The organism is Acinetobacter sp. WCHAc060006, from assembly GCF_004209135.1.
GTDB classification, from domain to species: domain Bacteria; phylum Pseudomonadota; class Gammaproteobacteria; order Pseudomonadales; family Moraxellaceae; genus Acinetobacter; species Acinetobacter cumulans.
Window position 1 is genome coordinate 110,687 of record NZ_SGSS01000002.1, and the last position, 23,082, is coordinate 133,768.

At 40.6% G+C, this 23,082-nt stretch carries 20 protein-coding genes and 1 pseudogene; 9 read left to right on the plus strand and 12 right to left on the minus strand.

From position 1 onward, the window contains the following. The first annotated feature begins 301 nt into the window (after window positions 1–301). The gene (locus EXE29_RS02130; RefSeq protein WP_120363852.1) at window positions 302–1,213 is read left to right on the plus strand and encodes a polyprenyl synthetase family protein; all 912 of its coding nucleotides are present in this window, start codon (window positions 302–304) and stop codon (window positions 1,211–1,213) included. Window positions 1,214–1,307: 94 nt separating this feature from the next. Here the strand turns inward: EXE29_RS02130 and putP are convergent, their stop codons facing one another. From putP to EXE29_RS02155, 5 genes are all read right to left on the minus strand, one after another. Next, window positions 1,308–2,798: a sodium/proline symporter PutP gene (gene putP / locus EXE29_RS02135; protein WP_120363810.1), complete on the minus strand. Its 1,491-nt coding sequence runs from the start codon at window positions 2,796–2,798 to the stop codon at window positions 1,308–1,310. 219 nt (window positions 2,799–3,017) lie between these two features. Next, window positions 3,018–3,872: an SPFH domain-containing protein gene (locus EXE29_RS02140; protein WP_106984461.1), complete on the minus strand. Its 855-nt coding sequence runs from the start codon at window positions 3,870–3,872 to the stop codon at window positions 3,018–3,020. Between the two features lie 15 nt (window positions 3,873–3,887). Continuing rightward, window positions 3,888–4,355: an NfeD family protein gene (locus EXE29_RS02145; protein WP_106984462.1), complete on the minus strand. Its 468-nt coding sequence runs from the start codon at window positions 4,353–4,355 to the stop codon at window positions 3,888–3,890. 222 nt (window positions 4,356–4,577) lie between these two features. Then, on the minus strand, window positions 4,578–5,495 hold the full coding sequence (locus tag EXE29_RS02150) for a patatin-like phospholipase family protein (RefSeq protein WP_120363809.1): 918 nt from the start codon (window positions 5,493–5,495) through the stop codon (window positions 4,578–4,580). Window positions 5,496–5,578: 83 nt separating this feature from the next. Next, window positions 5,579–6,205: a 1-acyl-sn-glycerol-3-phosphate acyltransferase gene (locus EXE29_RS02155; RefSeq protein WP_106984464.1), complete on the minus strand. Its 627-nt coding sequence runs from the start codon at window positions 6,203–6,205 to the stop codon at window positions 5,579–5,581. A 131-nt stretch (window positions 6,206–6,336) separates the two neighbouring features. On the opposite strand from EXE29_RS02155, the gene EXE29_RS02160 reads away from it, so the two are divergent. The 4 genes from EXE29_RS02160 to EXE29_RS02175 all read left to right on the plus strand — a co-directional run bounded on the left by EXE29_RS02160 (window position 6,337) and on the right by EXE29_RS02175 (window position 11,461). Further along, window positions 6,337–7,590, plus strand: coding sequence for an MFS transporter (locus tag EXE29_RS02160; protein WP_117006465.1), 1,254 nt, complete (start codon window positions 6,337–6,339; stop codon window positions 7,588–7,590). Window positions 7,591–7,773: 183 nt separating this feature from the next. Beyond that, window positions 7,774–9,435, plus strand: a complete 1,662-nt coding sequence (locus EXE29_RS02165; RefSeq protein WP_120363808.1) for a phosphoethanolamine transferase — start codon at window positions 7,774–7,776, stop codon at window positions 9,433–9,435. A gap of 13 nt (window positions 9,436–9,448) precedes the next feature. Continuing rightward, window positions 9,449–10,123 carry a response regulator transcription factor gene (locus EXE29_RS02170; RefSeq protein WP_106984467.1) on the plus strand — a complete coding sequence of 225 codons (675 nt, stop codon included), beginning with the start codon at window positions 9,449–9,451 and terminating at the stop codon, window positions 10,121–10,123. After that, window positions 10,124–11,461, plus strand: coding sequence for a sensor histidine kinase (locus EXE29_RS02175; RefSeq protein WP_120363807.1), 1,338 nt, complete (start codon window positions 10,124–10,126; stop codon window positions 11,459–11,461). A gap of 429 nt (window positions 11,462–11,890) precedes the next feature. On the opposite strand, the gene EXE29_RS02180 is transcribed toward EXE29_RS02175, so the two are convergent. Next, window positions 11,891–12,598, minus strand: a complete 708-nt coding sequence (locus EXE29_RS02180; RefSeq protein ID WP_106984469.1) for a phosphatase PAP2 family protein — start codon at window positions 12,596–12,598, stop codon at window positions 11,891–11,893. A gap of 189 nt (window positions 12,599–12,787) precedes the next feature. On the opposite strand from EXE29_RS02180, the gene EXE29_RS02185 reads away from it, so the two are divergent. Beyond that, a complete protein-coding gene (locus EXE29_RS02185) occupies window positions 12,788–13,495 on the plus strand; it encodes an HAD family hydrolase (RefSeq protein WP_120363851.1) in 708 nt (235 codons plus the stop codon). 201 nt (window positions 13,496–13,696) lie between these two features. Here EXE29_RS02185 and EXE29_RS02190 read toward each other — a convergent pair whose 3' ends face one another. The 5 genes from EXE29_RS02190 to EXE29_RS02210 form a co-directional block, all read right to left on the minus strand. Beyond that, window positions 13,697–14,884, minus strand: a complete 1,188-nt coding sequence (locus EXE29_RS02190) for an ammonium transporter (protein WP_120363806.1) — start codon at window positions 14,882–14,884, stop codon at window positions 13,697–13,699. A gap of 499 nt (window positions 14,885–15,383) precedes the next feature. Beyond that, on the minus strand, window positions 15,384–16,109 hold the full coding sequence (locus tag EXE29_RS02195) for an amino acid ABC transporter ATP-binding protein (RefSeq protein WP_171356292.1): 726 nt from the start codon (window positions 16,107–16,109) through the stop codon (window positions 15,384–15,386). 14 nt (window positions 16,110–16,123) lie between these two features. Continuing rightward, window positions 16,124–16,807, minus strand: coding sequence for an ABC transporter permease subunit (locus EXE29_RS02200; protein WP_120363805.1), 684 nt, complete (start codon window positions 16,805–16,807; stop codon window positions 16,124–16,126). Continuing rightward, complete coding sequence (locus EXE29_RS02205) at window positions 16,807–17,550, minus strand: amino acid ABC transporter permease (RefSeq protein ID WP_106984473.1); 744 nt, start codon at window positions 17,548–17,550, stop codon at window positions 16,807–16,809. Before EXE29_RS02205 ends, EXE29_RS02200 begins: the two co-directional genes overlap by 1 nt. Before the next feature lie 68 nt (window positions 17,551–17,618). Further along, window positions 17,619–18,569: a transporter substrate-binding domain-containing protein gene (locus EXE29_RS02210; RefSeq protein ID WP_106984474.1), complete on the minus strand. Its 951-nt coding sequence runs from the start codon at window positions 18,567–18,569 to the stop codon at window positions 17,619–17,621. A 631-nt stretch (window positions 18,570–19,200) separates the two neighbouring features. On the opposite strand from EXE29_RS02210, the gene EXE29_RS02215 reads away from it, so the two are divergent. The 3 genes and pseudogenes from EXE29_RS02215 to EXE29_RS02225 form a co-directional block, all read left to right on the plus strand. After that, window positions 19,201–20,871, plus strand: a complete 1,671-nt coding sequence (locus EXE29_RS02215) for a sensor domain-containing diguanylate cyclase (protein ID WP_120363804.1) — start codon at window positions 19,201–19,203, stop codon at window positions 20,869–20,871. A 112-nt stretch (window positions 20,872–20,983) separates the two neighbouring features. After that, entirely contained in the window at window positions 20,984–22,027 is a 1,044-nt protein-coding gene (locus EXE29_RS02220; RefSeq protein WP_120363803.1) for a molecular chaperone DnaJ, read from the plus strand. 252 nt (window positions 22,028–22,279) lie between these two features. Then, window positions 22,280–22,396 (plus strand): annotated as a pseudogene (locus tag EXE29_RS02225) (DUF559 domain-containing protein); the annotation flags it as partial. Between the two features lie 41 nt (window positions 22,397–22,437). Here EXE29_RS02225 and EXE29_RS02230 read toward each other — a convergent pair. Further along, window positions 22,438–23,046, minus strand: coding sequence for a hypothetical protein (locus tag EXE29_RS02230; RefSeq protein WP_120363801.1), 609 nt, complete (start codon window positions 23,044–23,046; stop codon window positions 22,438–22,440). Between the last annotated feature and the right edge of the window lie 36 nt (window positions 23,047–23,082).

Here is a 23,082-nt window from a genome sequence, read left to right on the forward strand (position 1 = left end):
AACAAGCGTGGCAATAGTTTTTATTGTTCAGTTATGCTTGGAATGAATTTGAAAAGCATAAGCTTATATAAAAATAAAGCGAGCTTTAGCGGTTAGCATATTGAGGTTTAATGATTTGAATCACACGCTTTGATGCGATCATGGATGGTTAAATGCTAATTTAGCTGCAAGAAACATCAAGTTGCATAGAGAATAGCCCCAGAAAGCAGTATGATGCTGGCAACCAGATGCGATGCTTTGGCGCGACGACGTGCTGAACAGCATTTTAAAATAAAAGCTTAATCAGGTAATCGAGGTGAATGTGTCAACCTTAACTGACATTTCTGTGCATCCACTTAGTGAAGCACAGCAGCGAATTCAGCAGGATTTGTTAACAGCCTTAGATGCTTTTGCAATTCCAGAGCCTTTAAAAAGTGCAGTCCATCATGCGGTGATGTTGGGTGGCAAGCGTGTACGTCCAGCACTATGTTATGCAACAGCAGCGATTCAGCCGAATGCCAATGCTGCAGCAGTACGTCGTGCTGCGGTTGCAATTGAATTTATCCATTGCTATTCCTTGGCACATGATGATTTGCCTTGTATGGACAATGACCTATTACGTCGTGGCCAACCGACATGTCACGTGGCTTATGGTGAAGATACTGCATTGCTCGCTGGTGATATTTTACAATCAATGGCCTTTGAGATTTTGGGAAGTCGTTTGTTTGATCAAGGTCCTGCGGTTGAAGCCAGTATTGTGTTAAAGCAAATGCAAATACTTGCAACAGCTTCATCTAAAATGGTGAATGGACAGGTGCTTGATTTACAGGCTGAAGGCAAACATGTCGATCAGCAAGCCTTGGAAAATATTCATACCAATAAAACAGGTGCACTTATTTCTGCGGCAGTTTTGATGGCGGCAGTGACGATTTTTGAAGGCACAGATATTGCCATTCCAAAGTTACGCGAGTTTGCCCAAATCATTGGTTTAGCCTTTCAAGTGCAGGACGATATTTTAGATATTACTTCAGACACAGCAATGTTAGGTAAAACCGCTGGTAAAGATCAGCAAGTGGATAAATCGACTTATCCTGCATTGATGGGGCTTGAAGCGGCACAGGCTTATGCATTGGAGTTGCATCATCAAGCAATGAATGCCTTGGCGCATTTTGATGAATCGCAAGTTACTGAACTGACCAACATTACGCAGTTTTTACTGACACGTAAAGCATAGGTCTGTATATCTAGTATGTAAAACTGATAGTTGAACAGCAATAAAAAAGAGGACATGGCGTCCTCTTTTTTATTGCACTACTTTAAGACTGCATTTATACGCTGTCTTTATAAAGCTGATCGGCTTGTTCAAAACGATCTGTGACATCTTTAGATGGAGCTTTGCCCATTAAGCTCACCACAACAATTGCGATTAATGAACAAATGAAGCCTGGAACAATTTCGTATAGGCCTGTATCACCCCATACATTTTTCCATACAATGACCATGACAGCACCCACAACCATGCCTGCAAGCGCGCCATTTAAGGTCATGCGTTTCCAGAACAGTGACAAAATAATCAGTGGGCCGAAAGCTGCACCAAAACCTGCCCAAGCGTATGCAACTAAACCTAATACTTTAGATTCAGGATTGCCCGCCATATAAATAGCCAATAGGGCAATTGCCAATACCATCAAGCGACCTACCCAAACAAGTTCCTTTTGAGAAGCATTTTTGCGCAGGAAGGCTTTATAAAAGTCTTCAGTTAAAGTACTTGAACATACTAAAAGCTGGCAACTTAAAGTACTCATTACAGCGGCTAAAATGGCTGCTAATACAATACCAGCAACCCAAGGGTTAAACAGAATTTTAGTGAGTTCCATAAATACTGTTTCAGGGTTGGCATTGACCACCGCAGCCAATTCAGGATGCTGTTGGAAATAAGCGATACCAAAGAAACCTGCTGCAACAGCACCACCAAGGCATAAAATCATCCAAGTCATGCCAATACGACGTGCATTTGGAATCGATGTTACAGAGTCTGCAGCCATAAAGCGGACTAGAATATGGGGTTGACCAAAATAGCCTAAGCCCCAAGCCAATAATGAAATAATGGCAACAAAACTTAAATTACCCAAGACATCTGTTGCATGTGGGCGTGCAGCATCCAGTGCAATACTGATTTGGCTCAAGTCTGAGAATGATAAAATTACGACCAATGGCGTGAGCAAGAGGGCAAAAATCATCAGCCCCGCTTGAATGGTGTCGGTCCAACTCACCGCAAGGAAACCACCAATAAATACATAACTGATGGTTGCAACAGCGCTAATCCATAAGGCCGTGCTATAAGAAATACCAAACATGCTTTCAAATAATCGAGCACCTGCCACCATGCCTGAAGCACAGTAAATAGCGAAGAAAATTAAAATGACAAAGGCCGAAACAATGCGCAAAATCTTCTTTTGGTCATTAAAGCGATTAGAGAAGTAATCTGGCAAGGTGAGGGCATTGTTTTGAACTTCTGTATGCACACGCAAGCGACCAGCCACTAAAAGCCAATTCAGCCAAGCACCAATAATGAGGCCAATGGCAATCCACATTTCAGATAGGCCAGAAAGATAGATAGCACCGGGTAGGCCCATGAGTAACCAACCACTCATGTCTGATGCACCCGCAGATAGCGCTGTGACAAAACTGCCTAAACGACGGCCACCTAAAATATAATCTGAGAAGTTGCTGGTCGCACGATAAGCCATCAGGCCAATCGCAATCATGGCGAAAATATAAAAAAGAAACGTGATTAAGGTGGGGTCGAGGGAGCTCATACGATATCCGTTTTTTGAGTTGCGTAGTGCTTGGGAGGATGAAATAACAATAGGTAATTTCACAAGTCAAAAAGCTGTTGCTTGTGATGAACCCATATAAATAATTTCAAAAATAATGTGAAATTTAACCATAAATTAACGAAACATACAGAAATTTATAGTCAGAAATAAAAATAGACAGCATGAAAGCTGTCTATTGGATTAAAAATATTCAAAGTTTTATTGGCCGCGACCCATGATGCCACGAATGGTACTCATGACGTCCGCAGGTAAAACCACGGTTTTGGCATTATTGGATTTTGCCATATCTTGCATTGCTTTAACGTATTGTTCACCCAATAAATAAGCCACTGGAATTTCTTTTTCGCCTACAGCTGAAGTGACCAATTCAATTGCTTTTTGCGATGCTTGTGCCAAGACAACTTGCGCTTCTGCGTCACGGCGTGATGCTTCTAAACGACCATCTGCTTCTAAAATAGCAGCTTGTTTTTCACCATCGGCTTTGGTTACTGTCGCACGACGTTGACGTTCGGCAGCTGCTTGTTCTTCCATTGCAGCTTGCATGGTGTGTGATGGTTTAATATCTTGAATCTCAACTGTTTTAAGGGTAATACCCCAATCAGCGATGTCATCAGAGATACTGGCTTTTAGGCGTGCTTTAATATGATCACGTGAAGACAGGGCATCGTCTAAATCCATTTCGCCAACAATTGAACGCAATGATGTTTGTACGAGGTTTTGGATTGCCCAAGAGTAGTTTTCAATACCATACACCGCATTTACTGGTGTTGTAATATTAATATAAGCCACGGCATTCATGACCAATACGGCGTTGTCTCGGGTAATGACTTCTTGAGAAGGAATATCTAATACGATGTCTTTGGTGGTGACTTTATAAGCCACTTCATCAATGTAGGGAATGACAAAGTTAAGGCCAGGTTCAAGTACGGTATGGTATTTCCCCAAACGCTGTACGATCCATTTATAGCCTTGAGGGACAATACGGACACCTTTAAAAATCGTAATGGCAACAAAGGCCAAAAAGGCTAAAACAACAATAGTAGCTCCGCTCATTCAAATACTCTCTTGTTAGTTGTCGTTATAACTGTGTGCTTGCACGATCAAATCATTCCCCATAATGTCAATGACACGCACGCGGTCACCCACTTGTACATCAGAGCGTGATCGGCATATCCATTCAGCATTGCCCAATACGGGAATCGGAAAGCGAACTTTAATTTGTCCTAATTCTAGGTTGGTTTGAATGACCATACCAACTTGACCGACGGTTGCTTCACGAGAAAGGCCAGCTTTGGTTTTGTCTTTTGAAAGTGGTTTAATGAATTTAAACCATGCAATGGTGCAAAGGATGGAGAGAATGATCCAAGTCACGAGTTGAGTTGTTGTGCTCAACATTGGAAACAGAAAATATAAAATACCCACCATGATTGCGCCAATACCAAACCAGAGGGCGGCGAAAGCTGGAAGGATTAATTCTGAAATGATCAGTAGAAAGCCTAAAACAAACCAGTGCCAAGGTTCTAAAATAAATTCCATACCGCTACTCGTGTCGTTGTCAAAGATCGTGGGTGTGTATTGATATCAATGTAACAGATGAAAAAGTTTTTGAGTATAAATAAAATTTATTTTTGTATTTTATACAGACATACCAACTGCTCGATTTTGAGCAAGTTATAGCATTTTATTCTATGCAGAAAAATGAACTATACCATAGCGCTAAATTGGTTGAATCAGCACTATGGTATATGGGGCTTATGCTTAGATTTTGGCCACGGGTGCAGGCTTAAAGGCTGCAGGTGATGCTTTAAAGTCGCTCACTAATTTTTGAATCGCTCGGATCTTTAATTGAGTGGCTTTTTCGCCTTCCAAGATCGTTTCATTACTGGCTTTTAGATCTAAAGTCCCAATGTGGCCCACTTTAGGCTGAATCACAATGTTGGCCTGTTGAAGCTCTTCATTAATACTTTGCTGTCCCATAATATTAATGGTTTGATCCAGTACGCCAAACATATTCATGGCTTTCGTGCCATCAGGGCGCGCTGAAATATCCACAGCAATCACGATGTCTGCACCCATATTTTGAGCTGTTTTTACAGGAATTGGACTGATTAAACCACCATCAACATATTTTTGCCCACTAATGAGTGCGGGTACAAATACGTTTGGAATACTACATGAGGCACGCACTGCCTGACCTGCATTGCCTTTAATAAACTCCGCTTTACGGCCAGTATCTAAACGTGTAGCAACGGCAGCAAAGCGAATGGGAAACTGCTCAATCGGTTTATTGGCTACATTTTTGTTTACGTAGTCTTGTAGCTTTTGTCCCAATAAAAAGCCTTGGCGGTTAAGCGTTAAGTCTCGAATGTCGGACTCTTTAAAGCCAAGTGCAATTTGTTGTAATTGATAGGGGCTTTTACCACTGGCATAGAGGCTGCCCACAAAGCTACCTGCACTGGTACCTGTCACAATTTTTGGTTTAATGCCATGAGATTCAAGTACTTTGAGTACCCCAATATGTGCAAAACCTTTGGCACCACCGCCACCTAAAGCAACAGCAATAACGGGTTCACGTGCTTTGAGGGGTGTGGTTTGAACGGGTGTTTGTGTGGCTTTGTCACAGCCAGCAAAACTGAGCGCTAAAACGCTCAGCAAAGAATATTTTAGTAGTTTCATTATCTGGAACAATCAAGAAAAGTTTAGCAAAGTCGCATCAGTATTGAGCTGTATGATATCTCATCAAAAAATACAACAATTTGCTAGGGCTTTTTCCAGTGCTTTTGTAACGGCTTGGCTAGCCAGTCGGGGTTTTTAGGTGAAAAATGGCCTTCATAGCACTGTAGAATTTCAGCTAAATCCTGTTCGAAATTGCCTGTTGTGTGATAGGCGCTTAAGCATCGGATGGCTTTGTTTTCATAATCGAATGCAAACATCACAATAGGGATCTGGGCTTCATGTGCGATGTAATAAAAGCCACTACGAATTTTTTCAGCACGCTTTCTTGTGCCTTCGGGTGCCATGGCAATCCAAATTTTTTCTTGTGCTTGGATGATCTCAACAATTTGTTGAGTTAGCCCACTGGCGTGTTGGCGTTCTACTGGAATTACACCAATCCAATCTAAAATAGGCTTCAGAGGGGTCTTAAATAAAGTATTTTTACCAAACACTGTGACTCGAATGCCTAAGCCAAGTAAAGCGAGAAAGGCATACCATGCATCAAGATTTGATGTATGTGGAGAAACAATGGCCATGGCTTTGGGGAAGTTTGGGAATTCTCCAGTAAAGCGCCAGCCTTGTGCCAAAAATAAACGCTTAAAGACAGATTGACTCCATGCAGTGCCGCGTGAGGGCACAGAATTAGGTAAATGAGGAAAGTCTTGTGTCATAGAAGTCATGCACTTTTACTTGGCGATAAGGTTAATATAGGCGCTGTAAATAAGAACTGCATTGGCAAAAATGAGCAGTTCCATTGCATATAAAAGAGTTAGCTTAACCAATTGAATAATGGGGAAATGCAATGCTGCAAATGCGGAACATTTATGTGTTGTTATTTTCTCTATATTGGGCGCAAGGTTTACCTGTCGGTTTTATGACCCATGCATTGCCTGTGATTTTACGTGCGCAGGGTGTGTCTTTGGCACATATTGGTGGTTTTGGCCTATTAATGTTGCCTTGGTCAATTAAAGTATTTTGGGCACCTTGGATTGATCGAATTGGACATCATAAACATGGGCATTATCGCTCATGGATTTTACCCTTGCAGGGCATGAGCATTGCAATTTTAATCCTGTTGTCTTTTATGCCTATACAGGCCTTGGATCAGCCTTTATACCTCATGGCGCTATTTGTTGCTCTTCTGAGTATGAATATGGTGGGTGCTACGCAAGATGTTGCAACAGATGGCTTAGCCGTGAGTTTACTTAAATCAGAACAACAACATTGGGGCAATATGTTTCAAGTGGTTGGGTCGCGTTTGGGCTTTATTATAGGGGGGGGAGCCATACTATGGGCTTTAGATTGGTTAGATTGGCAAAGCACCTTTTTAGCCTTGGCTGTATTGGTTTTTTTCAATAGTTTACCTATTCTTTTTTTTAAAGAGCCTGTACGTCAAGTTACCACACCATCCACTCAGCAAGCTTTTCACTGGCAGTCTGTACGTGATTATTTAACTTATTTTGTAGGTCAGTCACACATGTGGTGGTGGTTGATGGTGCTACTGAGTTTTAAAATTGCGGATGGCTTGGCGGGGCCCTTGCTAAAACCACTGATGGTGGATTTGGGCTTAAGTTATAGTCAAATTGGCATTTATGTCACCATGCTGGGTGCCTTGGCCGCGTTGTTGGGAGCTGGATTGGCAGGCTTACTGCTGAAATATATTGGGCGCTTTCAAGCTTTATGGCTGTTTTCAGTGCTCAAGGTTTTCAGCTTGGGTGCTTATGCATGGCTGGCGTGGCAGTACCAAAATCAGGTGCTGGTGCATCCGTGGCTCATTTATACCATTAATGCTGTAGAAGACATGCTTGCATCGATGTTGTTGGTGGTCATGCTGACCTTGGTGATGCAATATAGTCGTAAACCTATGGCTGGCACAGATTTTACTTTTCAGGTAAGTGTTATGGCGACTGTCAACGGTGGGTTATATATTGTCAGTGGCATCATTGCAGATCAGTTGGGGTATGCGCTGTATTTAAGCATGATTTGTGTTGTTGCCTTATTGAGTATTATTCCGATGATAATTTGGCATAAAGAAAGTCAAAAAAATATTGCTTAAACTGAGCTGAATTCAGCGTTCAAACTGTAGTTTGAAAAGCAGTTGTTTGAATAATAATTATTTTTAACTCATTGAAAACATAATTTAAATAATGGATTTAAGAATAAATTAAGCTTGTTAAGCATCGATTAAGTTTGCACGATTAATTTAGCTTCATTCGTAAAATATTTGAAGAAATTTTGCATGTTTGAATCACTGAAAAGAAAATGGCAAACATTCATGACAATGCCAGTTTCACGCTTTAACTTATTGGTGAGTGTTTGGTTGGCCTTCGCCCTCAATATTGGGTTTTATCAAAAATTGCATCAACTTACGCCGTATCAAGGGATGAAGTCGTGGCTATTTTTGATCGCATCTGTATTGGTGGTGACAGCACTGTATAACATCTTATTGCAACTTTTGCAGTGGCGTTGGACTGCAAAGGTGGTTGCATTAATTTTACTATTTATTGGTGGTTTTAGTGCCTACTTTGTATGCAGTTTGGGGGTTGTGATTTCGCCAGATCAGATTCAAAATGCCATGCAGACGGATCCACAAGAAGTGAAAGGCTTAATGTCTATACGCTTGTTGTTCTGGAGCATATTTATGGTGGCCTTACCAATGTTGGTGGCGACTTGTATTCCACTTAAAGTTGAAACTAAATCTAAAATATTGATCAAAAAAGGCGTGCATCTTATTGCATCCTTTGCAGTGCTGGCAGCAATGCTTTTTGTATTCTATGTAGATTATGCTGCGATTTTCCGTCAACACCGCGATTTAAAAGGCATGATCTCGCCACAAAATGCGATCGCTGCAGGTTTTTCATATTTTCATCATCAAGCGCCAAAAGAAAATTTGCCTTTGGTTAAATATGGCGAAGATGCGCATTTGGTTGAGAAAACTGCGCAAGCTAAAAAGCCAAAACTGATGGTATTGGTGGTGGGTGAAACAGCACGTGCTGAGAGTTTTTCTTTAAATGGTTATGCAAAAAATACCAACCCTGAGCTGTCTAAATTAGACGTAATTAACTTTAGTCAGGTAAGCTCATGTGGTACGGCAACTGCAGTTTCGGTACCGTGTATGTTCTCTGGTATGCCTCGTAGTGACTATGATGAAAACTTAGCAAACCACCGTGAAGGCTTATTGGATATTGCACAGCGTGCTGGATATAAAGTGACATGGATTGATAACAACTCAGGTTGTAAAGGGACGTGTACCCGTGTTGAGCAAGTTGAGATTTCGCCTGAATTGAAGAAAAAATGGTGTACGCCAGAAGGTGAATGTTATGACCAAATTTTAGTAGATGCGTTGAATCAATATATCGAAAAAATTCCAGCAGATGACCAAACACCACGCTTGATAGTATTACACCAAGTCGGTAGCCATGGACCTGCATACTACGCCCGTGCAACGCCAGAATTTCAAAAATTTAAACCCACTTGCGATACCAATGCCATTCAGGGTTGCACACAAGACGCTTTAATCAATAGTTATGATAATAGTATTGTTTATACAGATCATATCTTGAGTGAAGTGATTCAGTCATTAAAAGCCAATAGCAAGTATCAAACAGGTTTCTGGTATTTATCGGATCATGGTGAATCAACTGGTGAATATGGGATGTACTTACATGGTGCACCGTATGCGATGGCTCCATCACAACAGACGCATGTTCCAATGATTATGTGGTTTTCAGCAGAATGGAAAGCCCATCAAGCGGCCAATGTAAGCTGTTTAAGCCAACAAAAATCCAAAGTGTTGAGTCAAGATAATTTATTCCCAAGTCTCTTGAGTATATTGGGTGTACAAACTCAAGTGATTGATGCTAAAAATGATATGCTACAAAATTGTAAGCCTGCTGCTTAAGTGAGTTGATGCCATGACAAAAATTTTAATCATTGAAGACGACTTTATGATTGCTGAGTCTACTCAGACTTTATTGAAGTATCAGGGCTTTGAAGTAGAGTGGGTAAATAACGGAATTGATGGCTTAAAACTCTTACAGCAAAGTGAATTTGATGCTGTATTGCTAGATTTGGGTTTGCCTTTGATGGATGGTATGCAAGTGCTTAAGCAGATTCGTCAAATTCAGCCGAATTTACCAGTCCTGATTATTTCTGCACGTGATCAATTACAACAACGTGTTGATGGTTTAAATCAGGGGGCAGATGATTATTTAATTAAACCGTATGAGTTTGATGAACTGATTGCCCGTATTCATGCATTGCTACGCCGTAGTGGAAAAGAGCAACAGGCCAATCAGCAACACATTTTAACCTATGGTGAGTTGGTGCTCGATGTCGAACAGCATTTGGCTAAATACAAAGGTCAGTATATTGATCTGTCAAATCGTGAGTGGGCCATTTTAATTCCACTGGTGACACATCCGAATAAGATTTTTTCTAAAACCAATTTAGAGGACAAACTGTATGATTTTGATAGTGAAATCAGCAGTAATACCATTGAAGTATATGTACATCACTTAAGAAATAAATTGGGCAAAGATTTTATTCGTACCATTCGTGGTTTGGGTTATCGCTTAGGACAACTCTAAATGGCGTTCAGCACACACAGTTTTGCAAATTCACTAAAGACCAAACTGATTTTTTACATGTCTTTTTTCAGTCTTATTGTAGGCTGTGTGTTGATGATGTCGGCTTATAAAATTTCTTTGGAAGAAACCAATGAAATTTTAGATCAACAAATGAAGAATTTGGCGGAGCGAGTGGTTCGGCACGGTTTAGAGCCAACTAAAAATGATTTTGAGCCTACACAGCGCTATGCTGAGCAAGATTTATTTGTTGATGTGTGGTCTTATAAAGATCGCATACAAAATCAAAAACATAGTGATATTTTGGTGCATTCTGTACCGAAGGCAGGTTTTTATCGTCACAAAAATGCTGATGATGTTTGGTATACCTATGTATTGCCTCAAAAAGACTATCAAATTCAGGTCAGTCAGCAACAATCAGTCCGCCAAGATCTCGCTTTAGAATTGGCTGGCAGTATGCTGATTCCGTATTTGGTGCTCATGCCTTTTGTGATTTGGGGCTTGAGTTGGATGATTAGCCGAATTTTACAGCCTTTAGATGACTTTAAAGCAGAACTGGCACAGCGTAATTCCAAAGATTTACAGCCAATTTTGGCAAGAGATTATCCTGTTGAAATTATTCCAACCATTGAAGAAATGAACCATCTGTTCGAGCGTATTAGTTTGTCTCAGCAAGAGCAACGCCAGTTTATTGCAGATGCGGCGCATGAGCTTAGGACTCCGATTACTGCATTGAGTTTACAAATGCAGGTGTTATTACAAGAGTTTCCAGAACATGCCGATTTACAACGCTTAAACTTAGGATTAGTTCGTATTCAGCATTTGGTGACGCAGTTATTAAATTTAGCCAAACAAGATGCCTCTATTGAAGATCTTGAACGTTTACAGGATTTTGATGTTTCAACGACAGCAGTCAATTGTGTAGAGCAACTTATTCACTTGGCGATGCAAAAAAATCTGGACTTAGGTATGGAGCAGAGTGAAGCATTGAAACTGCATAGCCAAGAGTCTGCTGTGCATTCCATTATTTATAACCTGATTGATAATGCCATTAAATATACGCCCAATAATGGCGTGATTAATGTTTCGGTCTATCCAAAAGACGATCATGCCATGATTGTGGTAGAGGACAGTGGACCTGGGATTGACCCTCAATTACATGAACATATTTTAAAGCGATTTTATCGAGTGCATCATCATCAAGAGGTGGGTAGTGGTTTAGGGCTATCCATTGTAGATAAAGCCGTGCAACGGATTCATGGACAACTGAGCTTTGGTACAAGTGAAAGCTTGGGCGGGTTGAAGGTCAGTATTGAATTGCCACTATCGCCAAAAGCATAAAAATTAACTTCACCGCGCTTGAATCTGTGTGGTGTTCTTTTTATTTGAGTATGTAATATTTAGAGATTTATCTTGTTTAAATGAAACATTTACAAAAGCCTATGCAATATTGTATGGGCTTTTTTTTTTGCGCTGTATCATCCGTTCTGTACTCAACGTAAACGATAAAGTGTATTTCAACCAATTGGACAAAGTTAAATACAAGGATATTGAATGAGCTGTATATCTCATTCATAAATTAGCCATGTCAAATATGAGAAAAAACGAGTAGATGTAGGATGTTGAGTAAACGCTAATAGATGACAATTGTTGATGCCCTAAGGCATTTTTAGTCTGAAGTATTGTGTAAAAGAGCAGGGATGTTCGTACTGGCATGTGTAGAACTGCAAAAATTAAATCACAGATTGATGATTTAAGCTCAGATTGTGATTAAAGCACCAATTGCGTGTTATGAGGTTCTAAGAACACGGATTGCTTTTTGCATAGATAGAAAATGACGTAACACAGCATATTGGTACAATAGCAGATCCATAAAGTCCATAAGTTATGACTCATGAAGTGTGCACCACGCATCATTTGCGCCCAGCCCATGCTAAGGCCTAAGACGAGCCCTGCAAGCAAATAAAAATAAGCACGTTTAGGCTGTGAAATATGATAAAGGAAATAACCCGTTATAAAAGAAAAACCGAGTGAGGCATGACCACCGGGGAAGCAATGACCAGACATTGCAGAAAAGTCCCAAAAGAAACCATCTGTATCTGGAATAGTCATAGACCAAGGGCAGGCATGACTGGATTGAGACTTTAAGATGCTCACTACAATAGTGCAGAGCATAGAGACCCAAAATAAGTAACCTAGTTCTGTGCGGCGAGGTTTTAAACGTTCAACTTTAAACGATGCAATCCAAGCAAAAAATATGAAAACATAAACGACAATTAAAATGTCTTTAATGTACTTGTGATTTAATTTAGCTAAGTACCAATTGTCTCTTAATAAAAACTGTCCAGACTCACTAATCCAAGGATGAATCAAGCTTAAATCAAGATCTCCGCCCACAGGAATCACAGTTTGTAGTAAACCGAAACTAATTAATAAGATTCCAATATGAAAGAGAATGAATTTGGGATGATTTTGCATACTTAGCTAAATAGTTTTCCTTTTGAGCTATTAAGGCAAAAACAGCTTAACTAAAACTTAAAGATGGATATTTTAGTCAGATCTTTAGTCAACGTCTTGCAATGCTTAGCACAGAACCAGCAAAACGCCTTTAACGGTCTGTGCTACATTGCCTATTCATTTCAATTTGTTCGTGTAGGCCAGTTTGCCATGTCCATTCGCGCAGTGATCTTTGACTTAGACAATACCTTAACGCATCGTGATTTAAGCATCGTGGCCTATAGTCAGTTTTTAGCGCAGCATTATGCCCATCATTTAATTGCACCTGATCTGGCACAGATCAAGCACATCATCAATTCAATTGATCGGGGCGGTTATCCGATTGCAGCTGATTTAACCCATGCAAGTATTGGTGCTTCGGTGGCCTATGCACTGCAACAACAATTAATTTGGCACCAGCCAGTTGATTTTGATGAATTGACACAATGCTGGTTCCGTTTTTTTGGTGCACATGCTGTTGCGATGCCCGGGGCACACGAACTATTAAGTCAACTTAAAGCGCAAGGCTTTCAATTGGCTGTGGTGTCAAATGGAGGCCATACAACCCGTTTAAATATTTTAAAAGGCCTTAGCTTTGAAGCGTATTTTGATGTGATTGTAAGTTCAGAATTGGCAGGTGTAGCAAAACCCAATATACAGATTTTTAACTACACCCGTGAGCAATTGGGCTTAGATGCAAGGCAATGTTTATTTGTAGGTGATCATCCCATCAATGATTTTTTTGGGGCAGAACAAGCGGGCATGCATGCCGTTTTATTAGAAGGCTTTCATGATGATGTGAACAGAGTCGCGACTGAGCGACGCATTCAAAACTTGGCACAGGTCTGGCAATATTTAGAGCCCTTATCTTTGGCTTAATATGGCCCACACTTTTTAAACAGTCATTGGAATAGTGATTTAAATAGCAATTTACACAGCTATTTTTATAAGCATGATGCATGCGAAGCTGTGTTGCAAAGTTAAAAATGCGAACAATGATGAGATAAAAAAATTGGATAATCCTAAAGAGTCATGGATTATCCAATTGAAGGTTAAATGATTCTCCGAAGCTGTGTTGACTTAGAACATATTATCTTCTGAGTTTGCGGTAATACGGTGAATCGATAGATCGGCACCGCGGAATTCTTCTTCTTGGCTTAGACGGATGCCCATAATTGCTTTAAGTGCGCCGTATACACAGAAACCACCAGCCAAGGCAATAATAACAGCAAAGACTGTGCCAAAGACTTGTGAAAGCATGGATACGCCACCGAGGCCACCTAGCCATTTTTGCCCAAATAAACCGACAGCAAGACCACCAAAGGCACCGCATACACCATGTAATGGCCAAACACCCAATACATCGTCAATTTTTAGTTTGTTTTGTGTGTAGGTAAATAATTTAACAAAAATCACTCCAGCCACCATACCAATAAACAGTGCACCAACAGGGTGAACAATATCTGAGCCTGCACAGATGGCCACCAAACCTGCCAATGGGCCATTGTGTAAGAAGCCTGGGTCATTGTCGCCAACCAAATGGGCTGCAAATGTACCGCCAACCATTGCCATGAGTGAGTTAATCGCAACGAGACCTGAAATGGCATCTAAACGTTGAGCACTCATTACGTTAAAACCAAACCAACCGACAATTAAAATCCAAGAACCCAGCGCTAAAAATGGAATTGAAGATGGTGGGTGTGCACTGATACGGCCATCTTTTTTATAACGACCATAACGAGGCCCAAGTAAAATAACCGCAGCAAAAGCAATCCAGCCACCCATTGCATGCACCACGACAGAACCTGCAAAGTCATGAAAGCCTGCGCCAAAAGTTTGAGCTAACCATGCTTGAATACCTAGATTGCCATTCCATGCAATACCTTCAAAAAATGGATAGACCAAGGCCACTAAAATAAGCGTTGCAATGGCTTGAGAGCGCATTTTCGCACGCTCGGCTATTCCACCTGAAACAATCGCTGGAATTGCAGCTGCAAAGGTGAGGAGAAAGAAGCAGCGCATGAGGTTATAGCCGTGATCAGCAGCTAAGGTTGTTCCAGTATGGAAAAAATGCTGACCATAAGCGATGTAATAACCGACAAAAAAGTATGCAATGGCTGAAATTGCAAAGTCAGAGAGAATTTTACTTAAAGCATTTACTTGGTTTTTATGGCGAACAGTTCCGAGTTCTAAAAAAGCAAAGCCTGCATGCATTGCAAGCACTAAAACAGCACCAAGGAGGAGAAATAATAAATCTATATTTTGCATGTAGTGCTCCAATATAGTGCGGTATGTCACAAAAAGAAGTTCAGTATAGCGAGGTAGTATTTTTGGAACAGGGGGGAAGCAAGGGAAATTTTGATTAATAAATTTCAAAAACTTACAAGACTCGATATAAAGCAAATTAACACAATATGCACTATGTTGGTGCGATTTTAAATGATTTTAAAGTCAGATTAATACAATAAATATGAATGGCTTATATATAATTTTAATGTATTTTTATTTAAATGAATTGCAATAGTGCATGTTTGGCACAGGGCAAGTTCTATAGAAAATCTGTAATTTTTATCTCAGTAGGTTGAGTTTAAGTTTTAATTGAGCTTAGATTAAAAAGAAGCGTTAATGAAATGATCATGTGGTTCATTTTTAAGTAATCATTAAAAAACACTCTAAAGTCTGAGGTTTAAAATAGCACGACAGTCAGAAATTATCTGACTGCCGTGGCTTAGTTTTAAAGCTCTGCAGATGAATGGAATGTTTAAAATTAGTGCAAAATTTTGTTTAAGAATTGCTGTGCACGTTCACCTCTTGGTGCATTAAAGAATTCATCTTTACTGCAATCTTCCACAATTTTCCCCTGATCCATAAAAATAATGCGGTCTGCAACTTGGCGGGCAAAGCCCATTTCATGCGTGACACACATCATAGTCATGCCTTCCTTGGCTAAACCGACCATCACATCTAGTACTTCATTAATCATTTCAGGATCGAGTGCAGAGGTGGGCTCATCAAAGAGCATGGCAATTGGGTCCATGCTAAGCGCGCGGGCAATCGCAACACGTTGCTGCTGACCACCAGAGAGTTGTGCTGGAAATTTTTCTGCATGTGCACTCAGGCCAACACGCTCTAAATAGGCAAGGCCTTTCTTTTTTGCTTCTTCTTCAGAGCGCCCTAGCACCTTGACTTGAGCAATGGTGAGGTTTTCTGTAATGGATAAATGTGGAAACAACTCAAAATGCTGAAACACCATCCCGACACGGCTACGTAGTTTACTTAAGTCGGTTTTGGGGTCATGAATACCAATCCCATCGACAGAAATTTCACCTTGCTGAAAAGGTTCAAGCCCGTTGACGGTTTTAATCAGGGTGGATTTGCCAGAACCTGAAGGGCCACAGACCACCACCACTTCACCTTGTTTAATTTGCGTGGTGCAATCGGTTAGTACTTGAAATTCTTTATACCATTTACTGACATTTTGGAGGTCAATCATTACTTTTTGTTCACTCATACAGTTAACCTCCGTTGTAATTTTTTCACTGCATAGGTTGCAAGCATGCTGATGGTGAAGTACACCAAGCCAGCGAATAGAATGTATTGGGTCAGTAACGACATGAGGTCACCACGGACGTAGTTGGTGCGGAAAAAGTCTAATAGTCCAATGGCATACACCATGGTGGAGTCTTGAAACAAAATAATGGTCTGTTGCAACAGGAGGGGCGTCATTTTACGGAAGGCTTGCGGCAAAATAATCAATCGCATAGTTTGCGGGTAAGTCATGCCCAGTGCATAAGCAGCAGATGTCTGACCTTTAGGAATAGACTGAATGCCAGCACGGACAATTTCCGAAAAATAAGCTGCTTCAAACAGCATGAAGGCCACAATGCTCGATACCAGCGCTGTATCAATGGTGAGGTAATTACCTGTGATCCCGTTATAAATAAACGGGACAGCAAAATAAAACCACATAAGTACCAGCAGGAGTGGAATGGAGCGGAATAAATTGACGTAGCCTTTAGCAAACCAATTGAATGCTTTAATGGAAGACAGTCGCATGAGTGCAAGTAGGGTGCCAATGATAACCCCACCAATGGCTGCACTAACCACTACTTTTAAGGTAATGCTGAGCCCATGCCAAAGCGCAGGCCAAGACTGTTGTAAATCTTGTGTAAATGCAGTGAGCCATTCCATTATTTATCTCCTGCGATTAAACCTGGAACACGCAAGCGTTTTTCCAGAAAGTTCATAAATCCAATCAGGCAGATATTAATCAAAATAAATGCAATGGTAACGTAGGTGTATATTTCAATCGTATTTTGCGTGTATTCACTGATGGTTTTCATCTGCGAGATAATTTCTGCAACACCCACTAAAGATGCAACAGAGGTATTTTTAACGCAGTTGGTCAATTCAGAACTCAGCGGGGGCAAAATGGTACGAAATGACTGTGGCAAAATCACGTAGCGGTATAATTGCGCCGTACTAAAGCCCATGGCATAACCCGCATTGGTCTGACCTTTGGGCACCGCTTCAATACCTGTGCGTACTTGTTCACAGACACGGGCTGCGGTAAATAAGCCAAGCCCAATACTTGCAGAAATTAGTGCTGTGGTATTGGCACCTAAGTCATTAATCCACCAGTTTCGAATGCCTTCTGGTAAGAAGTTTGGCACGACATAAAACCAGATAAACAATTGAACCAGCAATGGAATATTACGGAAAATGGTGACATAGGCAGTGCCGATTGAACGTGCTAATGGACTAGGGAGAGTGCGCATAATGCCTAAAATGCTACCCAGTACCATCGCAATGCTCCACGCGACAGCAGCAATCACCAGTAGCCAGCCTAAGCCTGTGAAGACCCAGTTCAGGTAAGTGGTATCGCCAATGCCCGTGGATTGGAACAATACGCCCCAATTCCAACTATAATTCATAGTGACTCCTTTTACGGCGTCAGCCAAAGTTAGTCGGCTGACGCAAAGGCATGTATGGCGGTTAAGGGTTAAGCATCACGGTCATGCGGGTTGCTAATCAGCTGTTTCAGCTGTTCAGACATCTCAAAGTTCAAATTAATATTTTTTGGTGGAATTGGAGAAAGGAACCATTTCTTATACATTTGGTTGATTTCACCAGAGCTATATACCTCTTTAATTGCGCCATCGACCACTTGTTTGAAGCTTGTATCGCCTTTACGTAGCATACAACCATAAACTTCATGAATTGGTGGTGTACCCACAATTTCCCATTTGTTTGGATCTTTGGCTTTCGACTTTTCACCTGCCAGTAAAATATCATCCATCATAAAGGCCGCCGCACGACCATTTTGTAGCATAAGGAATGATTCAGCATGATCTTTGGCTGAAATTACTTCGCCAATGCCTAGCTCTTTTTCATGCTGGCGAATATAGCGCTCTGACGTTGTACCCGCTGTAGTTACCAGTTTTTTGCCTTTTAGGTCTGCAAAGTCTTTCACCCCCGAATCTTTAGCGGTGAGCAGGCGAGAGCCGACTTCAAAGAATCCGACAGAAAAGTCGACCTGTTGTTGGCGTTCTTTATTGTTGGTGGTTGAACCACACTCTAAGTCGACAGTACCGTTAGACACCAATGGAATACGGTTTTGGCTGGTCACAAGGTTATAGCGAACTTTCAAATCTGGCATGTTCAGCTGTTTTTTTAGCGCTTCAACCACTTTGAGTTGTAGATCATGTGCATAACCTACGGGTTGGTTTGGATTGTCTGCAATATAAGAAAATGGAATAGATGAGTCGCGGTAGCCCAGCACAATGGTGCCTGACTTTTTGATTTTATCCAGCGTACCCGAATTTGAGGAAGCTGCTGAATCTGTACTTGCACCTTGTTCTGCGGATGGTGCTTTATTGTTACCACAAGCAGTTAAACCGAGCATTAGAGAACTGGCGCAAAAAAGCGCAGTCAGTGTACGTTTTTGTGTCATGAGCAAAACTCCTTTTATTGTGCTGCATTGTTTGCTGTCATTTTCGATGGAACTTTTAAAATCCTAAATTCCTTGTTATGCAAAAATGCTTTTCTTTTATGTATGAAAAACATACTGAAAATCATCTTAAGCGAGATTTGAATGCTTGCTCAAGCAAAATTCTTTACCGAATTGTTAACGGTAACTCTTTAGGAATTAACATAATTTCAAATTTAGGTTTATGAGAAAGGTGGAGCAAAAAATATGCCATTCTTAGCTTTTTAAAGTGATCTTTATTTGCTGAAGTACTTGTGTTTATGGTGTTTTTACGGATAAAACAGGTTTTACTGCCAATGCATTATTTAAATTAAGCACGGCATAAATAATTTGGATTTTGCATGTATTTTGTTCAGCATATACTTTTTAGCATCATGTTTTTGCTTATGGGTATAGACCAAAGTATAAGCAATAAAAAACCACTATGGCTTTGCTTATATACCCAAGCATGCACATTGAGATGATTCATTTCGGCCGAGTGCTGAAATGAGCGTAGAAAAAAATGATGGAAGGTTAGCTTTGGGGCAGACGTTGCAATTTTTTTTGTTATATAGTTATTCTTAAATCAATCACTTGAGTACTGGAGCTGTAGGGAATGCTGAATGTAGATACTTTCCGCAACCGCCTGCTGGTTTTATTTGCTGGCCTAGCATTTGTATTGGGTTTATCCATTACCTTATATATTGGCCACAAAGCCTCTGCGCAGATGACCAAAGCCAGTGCTCAAACTTTGAATTTGGTTGCCAAAAGCATCAGTACGACCTTGGCAAATTCGCTGACAGAACGTGAACGGGAAATGGTGCTACTGAGCGAATCGCCATTTTTTATGGCCACAGATTTTAAAAATGAACAACTGCAAGTGAAGTTGGATCAGGTTAAAAGTTCGTATAAATATTATGCATGGTTAGGCATTGCCAATGTAGATGGTGTGGTAGAAGTCGCTGCAAATAAGATGCTTGAAGGGGCAGATGTTTCTGCTCGACCTTGGTTTAAGGAAGGCTTACAACGCGTATATTTGGGCGATGTACATGAAGCGATCTTATTAGCAAAGAAACTCAAAGCTATTAACCCGAATGAGCCAATGCGTTTTATTGACTTTGCCACGCCCATTTATGATGTCAAAACTCAGAAAATTCGTGGTGTGCTTGCAGCACATGCGGATTGGAGTTGGGCTAGCCAAGTACTACAAAGTGCACTGCCAGAAGATGCTGCTCAGCAAGGGATTGAAGTCTTTATTGTTAATGGCAAAGGCGAAATTCTGTATCCTTATAAGAGTATTGGACAAGTTCAGCTCCCCAATCAAAAAACTTCTGCACAGCCTTATTTTATTGATGACTGGCATGAAGGGCAGAACTATGTGACCACAGATGTACCTGTGGTCTCTAACACGCAAATGAGCATGGGTTGGCATGTAATTGTGCGTCAGCCAGTATCTGCAGCATTGGCAGATGTACGTGCCATGCAAAAACAAATTGGCTTGATTGGTTTGATTGTGACTTTGCTGATGCTGGTGGTGACTTACCGTTTAGCCAACCGTTTTAGTCGCCCGATCGAAAATCTGGCAAAAAGTGCTTATGCAGTGGAAAAAGGTCAAGATGATGTACATTTTGAGGCACAGAGTAGCATTCGTGAAATACAAGGGTTGTCTCAGTCTTTAAATAGCATGACCTCCACGCTACTGACTCAAAAACACCAATTGGAAGAGGCAAACGCTACTTTAGAACAGAAAGTGCAAGAGCGTACGCTGGCATTAAAAGAAGCCAATTTGGAATTGGAAAAATTAGCCAATCATGATGGCCTGACTGGTCTGTATAACCGTCGGGCATTTAACGACTATCAGGCTTATTTGTTTGGTCAGTTTCAGCGTCAGCAACAAGCCTATGCTGTGCTGCTGCTGGATGTCGATTTCTTTAAAAAGGTTAATGATAGCTTTGGTCACGAAACAGGGGATCATGTACTGCAAAGTGTAGCCAGCTTAGTGGCAACAGCTGTACGCTCGACAGACTTTGTGGCACGCTTTGGGGGCGAAGAGTTTATTGTGCTATTGCCAGCAACTGAGCAAGATGGTGCAGTATTACTGGCTGGAAAAATTCGTCAAAGTATTGAAAATGAAAATATTATTCAGGACTACCCAATTACTGCCAGTATTGGTGTGAGTGTTGTATTGGTTTCGGATCAAGATGGTAATGATGCGATCCGTCGCGCTGACCAAGCTTTATATACAGCGAAAAAACAGGGCCGTAATCGAGTTGTATCCGATGCATAGTTGGTGTAAATACAAGCCTGTTGTCTTAGGCTTAAAGGACATGTAGCTACTCGGATAGTCGTGCCATTTGTTTTATAATAGGCTTAAATTTATCTGTTCATTTCGCCTAAGTATGTCTTTCGATTTAAAAATCAGTTTGTTGCCTGAAACTGCAGCAACGCTTTCACCGCAGCATAAAAAGCTGAATAAACTGATTGAGCAAATTGAACAGCAAAAGCTGGATTTAGCGCTTTGGCAAAATGCCAAAAGTGAAATTCAGAGTTATATTCAGCTTAAACTTGTGCCGATCTATCGTGATTTGCATGCGGTGTATTATCGCCAGCTTAATCAGCTTTGGCAGCATCTACAGCAAGAAGACTTCGCTAAAGCAGATTTAGCACAGCTGGATGCCAAACTGACAAAACTGGCAAAGCAGCTGAAAAAATCTAATTACTTAAATACTGGCGAAATTGAAAAAGTCACGGAAGTGGATGCCTTTTATCAACAGCATCTTGTGCATAATCAAAAGCCAAATAAAAAGGCCAAGTCAGCACAAGCAGAACAGAGCAAAGTAGAAGGTCATGTTGATATAGAACAAGAAACTGCAGAAGAACACAAGTCTTATGAAGCGTGGGACAGCGAACAATATCAACGTGAGAAAGAAGAGCATCAGCGTAAACGCTTAGTGCAAAAGCGCGAGCAAGCTGAAAAGTTAGTGAACCAATCACTGAAAACCGTATATTTAAAAATCATCGCTATGATTCACCCTGACCGTGAACCTGATGAAACTAAAAAAGCGGAAAAAACTGAATTGCTGCAAGTGGTGAACCAAGCCCATGAAGCGCAGGATTTGTTTTATTTATTAAAGCTGCAATTACAGCTTGAAACCAATAAGGGCAAAAGTCCTAAAGCTTTAGGCGATGAGCATTTAAAGTTTTATAAAATGGCTTTAGAGGCTCAAAGCCAACGCTTAGCCAGTCAGATAGATGACATTACCGATAGTTTTCACTGGAGCGAACAACCAAAGCCGAAAAATATGCAGGTGAAAGATGTGTATAAGGTAATTGATGGCGATGTTTCAGTGCTAAAAGAACAAGTGAAGTGGGAAAAAGAACGGCTGAAATATATGGGAAAGGTGAAAGGGCTGGAAGTGTTGTTGGCACAGAGTGTACTTTGATGCTTTTCTCTCTCTCCTTTGGGATGAGAAGCACTGCTTCGCAAGGGGGTGAGGGCTGAAGTTATAATGAAAAATATTTAAAAAGCACCTCTCCCTAACCCTCTCCTAGGAGGAGAGGGGAAATCCATTACATATCAAATTTAAGTTATAAATTTCGATATATTGGTGGGGCTAAAATTTCATAATAAAAATTAGATTCACAATGAATGTTCCCTCTCCCTATGGGAGAGGGCTAGGGAGAGGGAAATAAAAATGAAAATTGACCCTGCATTATTAGAATTTGCCAAATCTATGCGCCACACCGCCACTGATGCAGAGAACCTGTTGTGGCAACTTCTACGTGCCAAGCGTTTTATGAGTCTTAAGTTTATTTTTGGGCATGATTTTGTTCGTTTTAATGAAATCAGTCATTAATCAAGGTACATACGATGAATTTTATCCTTGTCTAAATAAAATAATGACGTGCCACAAGATTCGGGGTAGCCAACGGTTATCCCGTCCGTTTTTAATATAAAGCGAGCTTTCTCTGGTGCATCCTCATAAGCAACGATCTCAGAATCATCAAGCTTCGACATATCTACAAATTTTTCACCATTTTCAGCTTTTTCAAATACTTCAAAACCATCTAAATCATATTCAGGGTTTTCATTTTCATACCAGTAAACATTTGCACTGTCTGCTATACGAAATTCAAAAAGATATTTCTTTCCAGATTTACTTGGGTTTTTTAGTACACGAAAGGCATCAAGTTTGCCATCACCATTAAAGTCGATCAGTTTTGCTTGTTTTAAATGTGTGGTATCAACTTCATAGCCTTGAGGTAAAGGTGTTGGATTATTCACTAACATAGTGGATTGTACGGTTGGTGGAATCACTACAGTATCTTGTATGATAGTTTCTGATGTTGCTTGTTTTTCAGCTTTCTGCGCTATTTCTTGTTGAGGTTGCTCTGTGCAGGCAATAAGTATCGATGTTGAAATGATGATGCATGTAAGCATTTTTTTATTTTGTTGTTTCATGTGGATTTTTTATAAGTTTTAGTTTGGATGTGATTA

Coding starts and splice junctions, on each gene's coding strand:
- putP (WP_120363810.1), bottom strand. CDS start 2,798: ATGAGCTCCCTCGACCCCACCTTAATCACGTTTCTTTTTTATATTTTC.
- EXE29_RS02140 (WP_106984461.1), bottom strand. CDS start 3,872: ATGAGCGGAGCTACTATTGTTGTTTTAGCCTTTTTGGCCTTTGTTGCC.
- EXE29_RS02145 (WP_106984462.1), bottom strand. CDS start 4,355: ATGGAATTTATTTTAGAACCTTGGCACTGGTTTGTTTTAGGCTTTCTA.
- EXE29_RS02150 (WP_120363809.1), bottom strand. CDS start 5,495: ATGAAACTACTAAAATATTCTTTGCTGAGCGTTTTAGCGCTCAGTTTT.
- EXE29_RS02155 (WP_106984464.1), bottom strand. CDS start 6,205: ATGACACAAGACTTTCCTCATTTACCTAATTCTGTGCCCTCACGCGGC.
- EXE29_RS02160 (WP_117006465.1), top strand. CDS start 6,337: ATGCTGCAAATGCGGAACATTTATGTGTTGTTATTTTCTCTATATTGG.
- EXE29_RS02165 (WP_120363808.1), top strand. CDS start 7,774: ATGTTTGAATCACTGAAAAGAAAATGGCAAACATTCATGACAATGCCA.
- EXE29_RS02170 (WP_106984467.1), top strand. CDS start 9,449: ATGACAAAAATTTTAATCATTGAAGACGACTTTATGATTGCTGAGTCT.
- EXE29_RS02175 (WP_120363807.1), top strand. CDS start 10,124: ATGGCGTTCAGCACACACAGTTTTGCAAATTCACTAAAGACCAAACTG.
- EXE29_RS02180 (WP_106984469.1), bottom strand. CDS start 12,598: ATGCAAAATCATCCCAAATTCATTCTCTTTCATATTGGAATCTTATTA.
- EXE29_RS02185 (WP_120363851.1), top strand. CDS start 12,788: ATGTCCATTCGCGCAGTGATCTTTGACTTAGACAATACCTTAACGCAT.
- EXE29_RS02190 (WP_120363806.1), bottom strand. CDS start 14,884: ATGCAAAATATAGATTTATTATTTCTCCTCCTTGGTGCTGTTTTAGTG.
- EXE29_RS02195 (WP_171356292.1), bottom strand. CDS start 16,109: ATGATTGACCTCCAAAATGTCAGTAAATGGTATAAAGAATTTCAAGTA.
- EXE29_RS02200 (WP_120363805.1), bottom strand. CDS start 16,807: ATGGAATGGCTCACTGCATTTACACAAGATTTACAACAGTCTTGGCCT.
- EXE29_RS02205 (WP_106984473.1), bottom strand. CDS start 17,550: ATGAATTATAGTTGGAATTGGGGCGTATTGTTCCAATCCACGGGCATT.
- EXE29_RS02210 (WP_106984474.1), bottom strand. CDS start 18,569: ATGACACAAAAACGTACACTGACTGCGCTTTTTTGCGCCAGTTCTCTA.
- EXE29_RS02215 (WP_120363804.1), top strand. CDS start 19,201: ATGCTGAATGTAGATACTTTCCGCAACCGCCTGCTGGTTTTATTTGCT.
- EXE29_RS02220 (WP_120363803.1), top strand. CDS start 20,984: ATGTCTTTCGATTTAAAAATCAGTTTGTTGCCTGAAACTGCAGCAACG.
- EXE29_RS02230 (WP_120363801.1), bottom strand. CDS start 23,046: ATGAAACAACAAAATAAAAAAATGCTTACATGCATCATCATTTCAACA.